This window comes from Tahibacter sp. (assembly GCF_032229445.1).
In the GTDB taxonomy this organism is placed as follows: domain Bacteria; phylum Pseudomonadota; class Gammaproteobacteria; order Xanthomonadales; family Rhodanobacteraceae; genus Tahibacter.
This window is the reverse complement of record NZ_JAVTWC010000093.1, coordinates 147,699-162,230: the sequence shown is the minus strand read 5'-3', so window position 1 is coordinate 162,230 and position 14,532 is coordinate 147,699. Positions and strand designations below refer to the sequence as shown.

The 14,532-nt window shown below is 66.3% G+C and carries 1 protein-coding gene (cut by a window edge); it reads left to right on the top strand.

The window, feature by feature from the left end:
- Positions 1 to 14,526, top strand: partial view of an SDR family NAD(P)-dependent oxidoreductase gene (locus RUU78_RS15915; protein WP_313918322.1) — the 3' portion only. The gene continues 13,107 nt to the left of window position 1, outside the view; only the last 14,526 of its 27,633 coding nucleotides appear in the window; the start codon falls outside the window, past its left edge; its stop codon occupies positions 14,524 to 14,526.
- Positions 14,527 to 14,532 lie beyond the last annotated feature (6 nt).

The window sequence follows — 14,532 nt, the reverse complement described above, 5'->3', positions numbered from 1 at the left end:
AGCCAGGAAAGCAGCCGCCAGTGGGCGCAATACCTGCGTTGCGATGACGCCTCGCCTGCGGCGCTGGCCCGACTGCTGCGCGAAAACGCGCGCCTGCCGGTCGAACCCAGCGTCATGTACCGCGATGGAGAGCGGAGCGTATTGCGTTTCCGTCAAGTGCAGATCGCACCGGCCGGCAGGAGCATTGCAGATGGTGAATCAGTGCCCTGGCGCGACCGCGGCGTATATCTGCTGGCTGGAGGCCTGGGTGGCATCGGCCGGAGCGTGACCCTCCATATCGCGCAGCGCTGCGCGCATCCGCGGTTCGTCCTGCTCGGACGCAGTGAACCCTCGGCGCAGCAGCGCAGGCATGTGGCGCTGTTGCAGTCGCTGGGCTGCGAAGTCGAATGCGTGACGGTGGACATCGCCGATGCCGAGCGTCTGGCGCAAGCCATGCGCGCTCCGCTGGCCCGTTTCGGTGGCGTCGATGGTGTCATCCATTCGGCCGGAGTCACTCGCGACAGCTATATCGCGCACAAGAGTGCCGCCGACGTCGCCGCCGTGCTGCGCCCCAAGCTGGCGGGACTGATCAACCTGGATGAGATAACGGCCGGATTCTGCATTGATTTCTTTGTCGCGTTTTCCACGCTGGCCGCATATATCGGCAATCCCGGCCAAAGCGACTACGCAATCGCCAACCGCTTCTGCGATGCGTTCCTGCAGGCGCGGGCTGCCAAGGTGGCCGCGGGCACGCGGCGTGGGCTGAGTCTCGCCATTGCCTGGCCGTACTGGCGTGACGGCGGCATGCCGTTGTCGGCCGCGGCGCAGGGCATGCTGGCGCAGAAGGGTTTGCTGGCCATGTCAGATGCCCAGGGCCTGGCTGCGCTGGAGGATGCGCTACGTCTTGGCCGCGCGGGCCTGCACGCACTTCTGGTCGTGTGTGGCGATGAAAAAAAGCTCTTCGCGAATATATCCACCACATACCGGGAGGCTGCGGCAGGCCTCGCCATGACGCGTGCGGCCGGCAGCGCCGCTTCGCCGGTGCGCGCGAACGTGGAGCAGGTGCTGAGCGGTTGCATCCAGCAGCTGATGCATATCAGGGCCGGCGAAATTGCCGCGGACAAGGACTTTAGCCGCTACGGCTTCGATTCGATCACCTTCATGGAGCTGAGCAACCTTGTTAGCGAGCGGCTCGGTGTTCAGGTGTTGCCGACAGTGTTCTTTGAGCGCACCACGCTGGGCAGGCTGGCCGACTACATTCTCGAAAAGCACCCCCAGGCGCTGAGCGCCGCCGCCGAACAGGATTCGCCGCGCCGCGCCGGCTCGGCCAACGACGCCGATCCGGGGTATCTGCTGGCCGAGCCGCGTGTCGTACCTGTCGGCGCTGATCCGCCGCGTGGCGAAGCCGCTTCCGGTTTGCCCGTGCCGATCGCGGTGATCGGCATGAGCGGGGCTTTTCCGCAGGCGCGCGATATCGACGCGTTCTGGCTAAACCTGAGCCAGGGCAGGGACTGCATTACCGAGATTCCGCCCGACCGGTGGGATTGGCGGGCCATCCATGGCGATCCGGAGCGGCAGCCGGGGACTACCAACATCCGCTGGGGCGGCTTCCTCGAGGCGACCGCAGAGTTCGAGCCGCTGTTCTTCAGCGTTTCGCCGCGCGAAGCACAGCTGATGGATCCGCAGCAGCGCCTGCTGATGACCCATGTCTGGCTGGCGCTGGAAGATGCCGGCATCCATCCGCACCAACTGCGCGGCAGCCGTACCACGCTGTTTGTCGGAACGCACAACAGCGGTTATCACGAGTTGCTCAAGGCGGCCGGCATTCCCTGCGACGGCAGCATGGCTACTGGTATGTCACCCTCGATGGGGCCCAACCGGATGAGCTTCCTGCTGGACCTCCGCGGGCCGAGCGAACCCGTGGAAACGGCCTGCTCCAGCTCTCTGGTCGCCATCCACCGCGGCATGACGCTGTTGCAGCAGGGTGAGTGTGATCTCGCGATCTGCGGCGGCGTCAACACCATCGTATCGCCTGACCTGCATATCAGCTTCGGCCGCGCGGGAATGCTCAGTCCCGATGGCCGCTGCAAGGCGTTTGCGGCCGGTGCCAATGGTTATGCGCGAGGCGAGGGCGTAGGCATCGTGGTCCTCAAGCGGATGCCCGAGGCGCAAGCCGGCGGCGATCCTGTCCATGGGCTGCTGCTCGCCAGCGGCGAGAACCATGGTGGGCGAGCGCACAGCCTGACCGCGCCAAATCCGGAGGCGCAGCGCGCCTTGCTGTGCGAGGTTTATCGCCGGGCTGGTGTGGATCCGCGCAGCATTACTTGCGTGGAAGCCCATGGCACCGGCACGCCGCTGGGCGATCCGGTCGAGATCAATGCGCTCAAGGTCGCTTTCGGCGAGTTGCTGCAGGACCCGGTGCTGGCGCGGGCGGAACTGGCGCCAGCCGAGGCTTTCTGCGGCATAGGATCGGTCAAGAGCAACATCGGCCATCTCGAATACGCCGCCGGAGTTGCTGGGGTCATCAAGGTGCTGCTGCAGTTCCGCCATGGGCGGCTCGCCCAGAGCATCCACTGTGCGGCGCTCAATCCCTATATCGAAGTTGGCGGCTCGCCGTTCTACATCCTCAACCAGCCCCGGGATTGGACGCGCCTGAGGACGTCTGGCGGCGAAGAAATTCCACGCAGGGCTGGCGTCAGCTCGTTCGGTTTCGGCGGCGTGAACGCTCATGTGGTCCTGCAGGAGTACGTGGCGCCCGTGGCCGATAGCGACGAGGCGCTTGCCGATCTGCAGATCATCGTGCTGTCGGCGGGATCGCCGGGGCAGCTGGCGTTGCAGGCTGGGCGATTGTTGCAGGCCTGCCGCGGCGCGGCACGCGCTGCGGGCCTTTCCCGCATCGCGTACACGCTGCAATGTTGCCGGCAAGCCATGCGTTACCGACTTGCGTGTGTTGTGCAGAGCCTCGCCGAGCTGGAATCCTGCCTCCAACACTGCGCCGCGCAGTTGCCGGGCGGGGCGGGTTGCCATGTCGGCGAGGTCGACGATGTGGAGGCTCCGGATAGCGCTGCGGCCGCTGAAGATCACGCCGCGCTGGAACTGGCAATACGCAAGCAGGATTTCGATGCGCTGGCCCGCGCCTGGGTCGGGGGCGCCGAGATCGACTGGCCACGCCTGCATCCACCGACGGGACGCCGGAGAGTCTCTCTTCCGGGCTATCCTTTTTCGCGCCAGAGATTCTGGGTGCCGGATGCGGCCGAATGGCTCTCGGCTACGCCGGCGGCGCAGGCGTCATCGCCGACGCAGGCCGGCTGGGCACACCCCCTGCTGCAGATCCGATGGCCGCTGGCGCAAGGCATTGGCTTCGATTCGAGCTTCAGCGGCGAAGAATTCTTTCTGGCCGATCATCGCTACCTGGGCCAGCCGCTGTTGCCGGGAGTGGCCCAGCTGGAGATGCCACTGGCTGCGCTCGGGCTTGCGCTTCCCGGGGCGTTGTCGCGCTGCGTGACCTTGGCTCAGGTGGTTTTCTTGCGGCCGGTCATGGCAGGCACTTTGGCGCCAGACGGCTTGTCCATCGGACTGACGCCTGCCGCGCAAAGCGAATGGGAATATCAGATCCGGCGCGCAGGCGAACCACCAGCAGAGCTGTTCAGCGCAGGCCGCGTGATGCTCGACGAAACGCCGCAGCCACGCCTGGACCTCACGCCGCTTCGGCAGCAATGCGCGGCGCAAACCGTCGACCGCTCGGCTATCTACGCGCTGTTCGGCGGTTTCGGCATCATTCATGGCGAGCGCCTCAAGGCCCTGCAACAGGTCGGCGTCGGACATGACGCGCGCGGCTTCGAGCAGGTGCTGGCGCAACTGGTCCTTCCGTACGGTGTCGCGGCCGATGCCGGCCGGTTCCACTGCCATCCGGCAATGCTCGACAGCGCGCTGCAGGCAGCCATCGCGCTGTCATCGACGCAGCGGGGCTCGACCAAGTTTCCCTTCTCCGTCGACCGGGTGCGGGTCTGGCAGCAGACCCCCTGCGAAGGCGTTGTATGGGTGCGGTATTCGGCCGGCAGCGGGCCCGCGGATTCCGTGCAGCATCTGGACATCGATGTGTGCGCCGACGACGGGCTGGTGGTGGTGCGCTTCGAGCGTTTCTGCTTTCGCGAATCACGCGGGTTACCGGCGTCGCTACATGCGTCAGGCACGGCCGACCCATCGCTCACGCAGCAGATGTCCGTGACAGATGGCGGGCATTTGCGCATGGAAACTACGCAGGCCCGGCCCTTCGTGCCGTCCCTTGGCGCACACTTTCGGCGGGAAATCCCGACCCTGCTGCTGACGACGGATCTCTTTCATCCCGTCGCCACGGCGCTGCAACAGGTGTTGGGAGACTCGCTCGCGTTGACGCTGCGGCCGGGGGATATGCCGGCGGACCTGGCAACCCGATTCCGCCAGGAAGGTGCTGCACCTGCCATCGGGCAGATCGTGCTGCTGCTGACTGACAACGGAGCAAGCGCCGATCCTGAGCTGCTGCTGCAGGCGCAGGAGTTGGGCGTGTATTCTGTTTTTCGCCTGCTCAAGGAATTGCTACGCGAAGCGCCGCTGGCGCCGATTTCCTGGCTGGTGCTGACAGAGAAGGCGGTACCGCTGTCGCCGGGAGAGCCAGTGATGCCGGCCCATTCGGGCGTGCACGGCCTGCTGGGCTCAGTCGCCCGGGAGCAGGCTCACTGGTCATTTGCGCGGGTCGATTTCGCCGGGGTCGCGGCGGGTCAGGAACGGTCATTCATTGACGCCTGTGGCGCCGAACTGGCCGTCGCACGCGGTGAACTGGCCGTCGCACGCGGTGAACTGGTGTGGTATCGGCAAGGGCAGTGGTACCTTCGCGAGCTGACACCGGTTGACTGGCCGGCCGCCGGTGCGGGCACAGGCAGCAGCGTGTGTTATCGCCGCGGTGGCGTGTATGTGGTCATCGGCGGGGCCGGCGGCATCGGTCAAGCCTGGAGTGAATACCTTGCCCGCCACCATGCCGCCCAGGTGGTATGGATCGGCCGGCGCGGAGCCGACGCCGGCATTCAGGCCGCACAGGATGCGATTGCGCGATTCGGGCCGAAACCCTGCTATCTGATGGCTGATGCGACCTGTGCCGACGCGCTGCGCGCGGCACGCGACGAAGTGCTGGCGAGGTTCGGCGCTATTCACGGCGTGGTACATGCCGGCCTCGTGCTGCGTGACCGCGCGGTGACGACCCTGCAGCCTGCGCAATTGCGCGAGACGCTGCAGAGCAAGCTCGACGTGAGTGTGCGGCTGATGCAGGTCTTTGCCGATCTGGCACTGGATTTCGTGCTGTTTTTCTCCTCCGTGCAGAGCATCGCCACGGCGGCCGGGCAGGCCAACTACGCCGCCGGGAGCGTGTTCCAGGACGCTTTCGCGCTGGGCACGCCGGGTCGTTGGTCATGTCCGGTCAAGGTAATCAACTGGGGATACTGGGGCAGTGTCGGAGCGGTCGCCGATGCGCGCCATCGCGTCCGCATGGCGCAGTCGGGAATGGGGTCGCTCGAAGCGGACCAGGCACTGCCCGCGCTCGAATCTTTCCTGTCCAGCCCGCACGCGCAGCTGTTCTGCTATGCGTCGATCGGCGGCGCGGCGTTGCACGACATGATCCAGGCCAGCAATACCCCCTTGGCCGGGCGTGGCGCCGATCACGTGCTGCCCGGCGCGGCGCCGGCCTCGCTGGCGCCGGCCGCGGCGCAGGACGGCGACACTCTCAAGGAACGGGTTCGCGCGGAAGTGCGCCGGCAATGCGCGCGCTGCCTGCAGATCGACGAGGCCGTCATACGGCCCAATGTCCCGTTCATGGACTATGGCGTCGATTCCATCACCGGCACCGCGCTGACCCGCGCCCTCGGCGACGCATTCGGCATTGAGCTGGGCGCCACCAGCATCTTCAGCCATTCGACGGTCGAAAAGCTGTCGGCCTTCATCGCCAGGGAGTTCGATGCGCAGGTACGCGCAAGGCTGGCGCCGCATGCTGTCGCGGCCAGCGAGTCACCGGCGGCGATGTCGCCGCACACCACTGCGTCCACACACAGGCCGCTATTGGCACGAGCGGCTGACGACACGGCGCTGATTGCCATCATCGGAATGAGTGCTCGATTTGCGCGATCCGCGGATGTGAATGCGTTCTGGGAGCATCTGTCCCAGGGGCGCGATCTGGTCGAGCAAGTGACGCGCTGGGCGCCGCAGCCCGCCGATGCTCCGCGCTACGCCAGCCTGCTTGCCGACATCGACGTGTTCGATGCGCCTTTCTTCGGCATCTCCGGCCACGAAGCCAGCTTCATGGATCCGCAGCAGCGCGTGTTCCTGGAACAGGCCTGGCATGCACTCGAGGATGCGGGCTATGCCGGACAAGAGGTAAGCGACGCCGAGCCGGGTTTCTGCTGCGGCGTGTTCGTCGGCACCATCGGCGCCGACTATCCCTACCTTTTCGCCGGCGATCCTCCACCGCAGGCGTTCTGGGGCAACGCGCTGTCCGTGCTGGCTTCGCGCATTTCGTATCACCTGAATCTGACCGGGCCGGCCCTGGCTGTGGATACGGCCTGCTCAAGTTCGCTGGTAGCCATTCATCTGGCCTGCCGGAGTCTGCTGGCGGACGAGTGCGCGATGGCACTTGCCGGCGGTGTGACGGTACTGGCCACGCCGGCGCATTTCGGCATGGCCGGCAAGGCGGGCATGTTGTCCGCGCAAGGACGTTGCGCCACGTTCGATGCCGCCGCGGACGGCTTTGTGCCCGGTGAGGGGGCCGGCATACTCGTGCTGAAACGGCTGTCCGCAGCGATCCGGGACAGTGACAGCATCCATGGCGTGATCCGCGCGACCGGTACCAACCAGGATGGCACCAGCAACGGCCTGACCGCTCCAAACGGGGATGCCCAGCAGCGCCTGCTGGAGCGTGTCTACCGCGAGGCCGGCATCGGTCCGGACAGCATCCAACTGCTTGAGGCGCATGGCACCGGAACGACGCTGGGCGATCCCATTGAATGCGCCGCCCTGGCCCGCGTATTCGCCACGGCGGCCGGCGTGCGCTGCGCCCTGGGTTCGGTGAAGACCAATATCGGCCACACCGCTGCGGCCGCCGGCGTGGCCGGTGTCATCAAGGCGGTGTGTGGTATGCGCCACGGCTGTATCCCGCCGTCCCTGCATCTGCGGTCGCTCAATCCGGCCATCGACCTGTCCGGGTCGCCGTTCTACATCAACAGTGAGCCGGTAGAGTGGCCGCGCCCCGCCCATGGTGTGCGCCGTGCAGGCGTCAGCGCGTTCGGCTTCAGCGGCACGAATGCCCACGTCGTGGTCGAGGAATATATCCACGCGGCGTCCAGCGCGATCGCGCCGCCGGCATATTTGTTCGTGCTGTCGGCCGAAAGTGCGGCCCAGCTGCATCAGCAGATCGAAAACTTCACCGCACATTGCCGCGCACAACCGGCACTCTCGCTTGCCGACGTCAGCCATACCTTGCTCTGCGGGCGGCGGCATTTCCGGCATCGGTTCGCGCTCGTCGCGCATGATCGGGCCGAGCTGCTGGTGATCCTGGCAGACTGGCGTTACCAGACCGGGCGCGAACACCTGAAGGTCAATGAATTGGCCTCGGGTGACGTCAGCGCGGCCGGCCCGGCCCTGCGCCGAAGCGGCGAGCTGTGTCTGCAGTCCCTGCAGCAACTCGACGGGGACGCCTACTACCGCCAGTTGCTGCTGCTTGCCGAATTGTTTGCCGCGGGTTGCAAGCTCGACTACGGCGCGCTTTTCCGGCGCTGGCCGGTGACGCGGATTTCGCTGCCAGGCTATCCGTTTGCCTCGCACCGCTACTGGCATGATCGCGACCCTTCTGGCCCGGGCGGCGGCTTGCCGGCGACGCAGCCGCTGGCCTTGTTCGAAGAGCACTGGCAGCCCAGCGACCGCGTTGCTGCGCTGGACTCACTGTCGGGAGAGGTCTGCCTGTTCGTCGTGCCCGACGCAGCCGCACAGCACAGCCTGTCGGCGACCTTGTTTTCACTGGGTGTGGACATTGACGCCCGCTACCTCATTGTCGGCCCCGCGCACGCGACGGCCAGCACTGTTGATTCTTATCGCCAGACGTTCGAGCGCATGTACGAGTTGGCGCTGGCAGATCTGGGCAGGAACACACTGCCACCCTGCACGGTGTTCCTGCTGGCCGCCGGCAGCAGCACGGCCAGCGCCTGCGTGGGGAGCCTGGCGCTGATGCGCGCCGTGGCCCGTTCGGCGCGGCCTTGCCGGCGCCTGGTCATCGCCGGTGTCAGCCGCACGGCGCAGGAACAGGCGCGCGTCGAGTCGCTGCGGGGCTTCGAGCTTTCGGCGGTACAGCTGCCGATCGGTTTCGACATCCGTCTCGTACACTGGACGGCGGCGCGGACGCGCGAAACGCCTGATCCCGCCTTTGTCACGGCGATGCTGGAGGCTGCCACCGCGGCCTGCAGCCCAGGCGAGCGCTACCTCGATGGTGCGCGCCTGATGCGCACCATGCGGCCAATGCCGCGTTTCGACGCAGCGCTTCGGGCGGATTCGGCGCCGCGGGCTGCGCGTATGCGCGAGGGCGGCGTCTACGTGCTGGTCGGCGGCAGCGGCGCGCTGGGCGGCCTGCTGACGCATTATCTGCGCGGCCGATACAGAGCCGGCGTCGTGGTATGCAGCCGCCGTGGTGGACGCGCGCAGGGCACGGCCGACGGCGTGCTGGCGCTGGCCGCGGATCCGACCAGCCGCCAGGACATCGAACAGGTGCTAGAGGCCGCCGTCGCGCGCTTCGGGAGGGTGGACGGCGTTTTTCATCTGGCCGGCAGGCTCGCAGACGATTCCGCTCTGGACTGCAATGTCGACGGGTTCGTCGATGTGATCAGTCCCAAGATCGAAGGCACGGACAACCTGCTTGGCGTGGCCGCGCAGTTCGACGCGGGTTTCGTCTGCTGTTTCTCATCGGTCGCCGCTGTGGTAGGCGACGGCGGAGAGATTTCCTACGCTGTGGCCAACCGCTATCAGCATGCATTGGCGCAGGCCATGCGTGCCTCCGGCAGTCCAGATCGCGTGGAGTTAATTTGTATAAATTGGCCTATATGGGCCGAGGGCGGCATGGGCAAGGCCGCTGCCGAGGTCTACCTGGAGGCTACCGGCCAGCGGCCGATCGCCACGGATGAAGCCTTGCGTGTGCTCGAGCTTGTGCTGGCCACGGCGATGCCGGGACCGACGCTGCTCGCGATGCAGCCGCAGCGCTGGGCGGGTTTCTTCGGCGCGCCCGCAAGCCGCCGCGACGCAGCCCCGGTGGCGGCCAGTTCCCCGGCGCTGGACACGCCAGCGCCGGGGCTGGACGAGCGCGCGATGACCGACAGGCTGCTGCGTCTCGCGGCAGACCTGCTGAAGACCTCGGCCACCCTGCTCAACACGACCGATAACCTCACCCGCTTCGGTTTCGATTCGATCCTGCTCGCCCAGTACGCCGCGCGCATCGGTGAACTGACCGGGGCACGGATTGCGCCTTCTGTGTTTTTCACCCATGGTTCGATCAAGGCGCTGGCGCGCCACCTTGCGGCGGGTAACGCGCAGAGCGCTTCCGCCGCGAGCGCGGAAGCCGCGGACTCGTGCCGCAATGCCGTGAGCATTGGCATTGCGCGAGAACACATCTCCACTCCCGACGGCCCGGCCGACGGGCGCCTGTCCATCGCGATTGTCGGCATGAGCGGCCGCATCGCGTCGGCGAACTCTATCCAGTCCTTCTGGCAGGCGATCAGCGAAGGGCGTGACCTGCTCGCCTCCGATGCCGCTTCACCGTTCGCCTGCGCCCGTATCAATGACGTGGCCGGATTCGACGCCGGATTTTTCGACATCACGCCGCTGGAAGCCGAGATGATGGATCCGCGCCAGCGGCTGCTGTTGCAGGAGGCGTGGAACGCGCTCGAGGATGCCGGCTACGGCGAGGAGCACCTGGCCAATCAGCGGATCGGCGTCTACGTCGGCGCCGAACAGGGCGACTATCAGCGCCTGGTCGAACCGGCGTGTAGCGCAACGGCGAACAACGATGCCCTGCTCGCGTCGCGGCTTGGCTACAGCCTTAATCTGTCGGGCGCGGCCATGACCATCAACACGGCCTGCTCATCCGGCCTGGTGGCCGCGCATCAGGCGTGCATGGCGATTGCCTCCGGCGAGATCGACACGGCCGTGGTTGCCAGCGCCAATCTGCTGCTTACCGACCAGCTGACGCGGATCCTCGACAGTGCCGGCCTGCTTGCGCCACAGGGAAAGTGCCGCGCGTTTTCCACCGCTGCGGACGGCATCGTGCCGGGCGAGGCGGTGGTCGCGCTGGTACTGACGTCACTGGCGCAGGCACGCGCGCGCCTGGATCCTGTGCGCGCGGTCATCCGTGCCAGCGGAATCAACTACGATGGACGTACTGGCGGCATTGCGGCGCCCAGCGGACACGCCCAGCGCCAGCTTGTGGAGCGGACCTACGGCCGCTATGGCATCGACCCCGAAGAAGTCGAGTACCTGATCGCCCACGGTACCGGCACACGCATCGGCGATCCGGTCGAGATCAATGCGCTGACCGAGGCATTCCGCAGCTTCACCGGCAAGCGCGCGTTCTGTGCCGTCACATCGGTCAAGAGCAACGTCGGACATACCTTCGCCGCATCGGGGCTGGTCAGTCTCATCGCGCTGGTCAAGGCGATGCAGGCCGGCGCGATTCCGCCCTCGCTGCATGCCGAGCCGCTGAGCGACTATATCGATTGGCAGACGAGCCCGTTTTTCGTCAATACGCAGCGGCGCGACTGGGTACTTGGTAGCCGGCAGCCACTGTCGCAGGATCGTCCGCGGCGTCAGTACGGTGCCCTCAGCGCCTTTGGCATGAGCGGCACCAATGCGCACATGGTTGTCGAACCGTATCTTCAGGCGGCCGCCGGGCCGTTCGCTGATGCGCCGCCCGCGCAGGATGGCCGGCTGATCGTGCTGTCGGCGAAGTCGCCCGAAGCGCTGCGTTGCCGAGCGGAACAGCTCCTGACGCATGTCGGCCATAGCCAGCTTTCCGCGGCCGATTTCGCCCGCCTGAGCTATACGCTGATCGCCGGGCGCCATGCGCTGTCGCACAGGCTGGCGGCGGTCGTGCGTGACGCCGGCGAGCTTCAGCGCAGACTGCGCCTGTTCCTGCAGGGAAGTAGCCACGGCCAGTGGTGGCAGGGTCAGGGCGGGGTAGCTGATACGCGCCACCGCGACGGCCATGACCCGCAGAGGCCCGACAGTTCCGCGCTGGCGCGGATCGGGCGGGCATTCTGCGCCGGAGAACGCATAGACGCGTCCCAGCTATTTAGCGACGCGCCACTGGCGCGAATACCGCTGCCCGGCTACCCATTCGGACAGCACGCCTACTGGGTCGCTGACTGTGACCCGCGCCGGCCGGCTCCAACCAGCGGCCTGCGCTTTGTCCTCGCTGACTGGGCGCCGCAGCCGATTGAGGCGATAGAGCAGACGCAGTGCCGCGTCACGATCCTGTTCGACGAGGTGTCAAGGGACCTTGCGCAGCAGCTGCAGGCGTGGTTTACGTCGGCCTGCATGATCGAAGCGGCGCCGGGCGCTGTCGCCGAATGCACGCAGGAGTGCGCACAGCTGGACGGGGTAATCGATCTGCTCGGAATGCGGCTGTCGGACCGGCCACAGCTGCCTCAATTGCAGTTCCTGCAGCAATTCATCCAGGCCAACCCCCGCGCCGGGACACAGCAACGGCGCAAACGGCTGCTGGGAATTACCCGCGGCCTCGCAGGTGCCGGCCGCGATGCCTACAATGCGGCGGCGGTGCTCGGTGCGGCGTTGTACCGGATGCTCCAAAGTGAATGTCGCGCTATCGATTCGCGTCATGTGGACTTGCCCGCGGACGACATGGATATCGCGCAACTGGCACGCACGATTGCCTGCGAGTTCTACAGCAGCGATACCTGCTGTGCCGTGAGCTACAGCCAGGGCGTGCGTCATGTGGCGACTAATGATGTGTTGTCGGATACAGCGTTCCGGTCCCGCGCCGCGGCACAGGCCAGGCCCGCAGCAATCGCGGCCACGGACCGCATCCTGATCACCGGCGGTTTTGGCGGCCTGGGGCTTGCCTGTGCGAGGCATCTTGTGATTGCGCGGGGGGTTCAGCATCTCGTGCTGTCCACGCGCCGTGGAATCTCGTCGCCGCAGGATCCCCGTGCGGCAATGCTGGATGAACTCAGGCAGCTCGGCGCGCAGGTCGATGTCGTCGAGCTGTCCCTGGCTGCAGAGGATGCGGTAGCGTGCTCCGCTGTTTTGGCGCCGCTGGGGCCTATCCACGGACTGATCCACGCCGCAGGAGAGGTGGACCGGGACAACCTCGCGTTTGTGCGCAAGCCGCTCGATCGGATTGCGCAAGTGCTCGCGCCCAAGGTTTCCGGTCTGGATGGACTGGCAACGGCGCTGACCGCGCAACCATTGAAATTTGTTGTGCTTTTTTCATCAGTTTCCGCGCTGCTGCCGGAAATGGCGGTGGGTCAGATCGACTATTCCATCGCCAATGCCTATATGGACTTCGTCGCGGCGAGCGGGCGCTTCGGATGCGCCAGCTACAGCATCCAATGGCCGGCATGGAACGGTCCCGGCATGGCGGCCGATAGTTTGCCGCTCTACGAGCGCCGGGGCCTGCGCCGCCTGGAAGCAGCGCAGGGGCTAGGCCTGCTCGACGAGGTGCTGGGTCAGTCCTGCTATCGCGTCGTGGCGCCGCTGGCTGTCGATGAACAGGTTTTTGCGGACGGCGGGTCGTTACTTCATTGCGCGCGCGCCGACGCACCGGCGGATTCGCCCGAAGTCGCCCCCGCACACCGCCCGCTGCCCGGTCGCGCAACGCTTGTGTATCCGGTCGACGACAGCGAAACGACGCTTGGCTGGCTCTACCGCCTGTTCCAGGCCGAGCTGAAGATGCATGACGGCAGGGTCATAGATGTCAACGCCCGCTTCCAGGACTACGGTGTCGATTCGATCTTGCTCACCCAACTGGTGCGAGGCATCGGCGAGCGGCTGGGCACGTCGGTGGATCCCTCCGTCGTGTACGAACATCCCACGCTGGCGAGTCTGGCTGCCTACCTCGAACGCGCGGTCGGTGCCAGCATCCTCGCAGCCTGCCGCGCCGCGGCACCGTTGGCTGGCAGCACTCGTGCGCCAGGTGTCGCTGCCGGACCACAGGTGACTGCTACAAGCCTCCGGGGCGTCGGCGACGAGATCGTGGTGGTCGGTCTTTCCTGCCGCTTCGCCGGGGCGGCCTCGCTGGAGGACTACTGGAATCTGTTGCGCGAAGGCGGCTGCGCGATCAGGCCCGTACCGGCTGAACGCTGGGCGACGCAGGGCGACGTATTCCTTGGGCTGCTGGACAATGTGCATTCCTTCGACATCGAATATTTCCATCTGTCGCGGGATGACGCGGCGCTCATGGATCCGCAGGCGCTGGTGCTGTTGGAAGAAAGCCTGCGTACGATCTTCCATGCCGGGTATATGCGCGACGAATTCGGCGGTAAACCAGTTGGTGTGTATATCGGTGGGCGCAGCCTGCACAGCGTACAGCGCCAGCGCCTGGAGTCCGCGCGCAACCCGGTCGTGGTGGCCGGACAGAACTACCTGGCGGCGAACATCTCCCAGTTCTTTGATCTGCACGGCCCCTGTCTGGTGGTGGATACCGCGTGTTCTTCGGCACTCGTCGCCATGGACCTCGCCGCCCAGGCACTGCGGCTAGGGTCCATCGACGCGGCCCTGGTCGGCGCCGTCAGCGTATTCGCGGACGACGGCGTGCAGCAGCTGTTCGAACAGCGCAATTTGCTCTCGCATGGCGCCGAGTTCCGCATCTTCGACCAGCGTGCGCAAGGCATCATTCCGGGTGAAGGCGCCGGCATGGTGCTGCTCAAGACGCGGCGCCAGGCCATTGCCGACGGTGACAGCATCTATGCCGCCATCAAGGCCATCGCGATCAATAACGACGGACGCACTGCAGGGCCGGCCACGCCGAACCTCGTGCAGCAAAAGCAGGTGCTGGGCAAGGCACTGGCCGCGAGCGGCCTGCAGCCTGAGGATGTGCGGTACATCGAAGTCAACGGCTCGGGTTCGCAGGTGACTGATCTGCTGGAGCTCAAGGCGATAGCCTCGGTCTACGGCACGAGCGGCGCTACGGCGTCGTGTTACCTGGGCTCGATGAAGCCCAATATCGGCCATCCGATGTGTGCCGAGGGAATGGCGGCTTTCATCAAGCTGGTTCTGATGCTGAGCCAGAAAGAGATTCCGCCGTTCCTGTCGGGCCAGCAACCGCTGGAGCATTTCCCGTTCTCCGGCACACGCTTCGAGTTCTGCCGCGTGGCAACGCGCTGGCCGCTGGCGCTGGCCGCGCTCAACTGTTTCGCGGACGGAGGCACCAACTGTCATTTGATCGTCGAGGCGGGAGACGCCGATGTCGGCGCGATCTTCGCCGCCCGCGGCGCGCCGCTCGCCGCACACGAGACGGCACCACAACGATGACCGCGT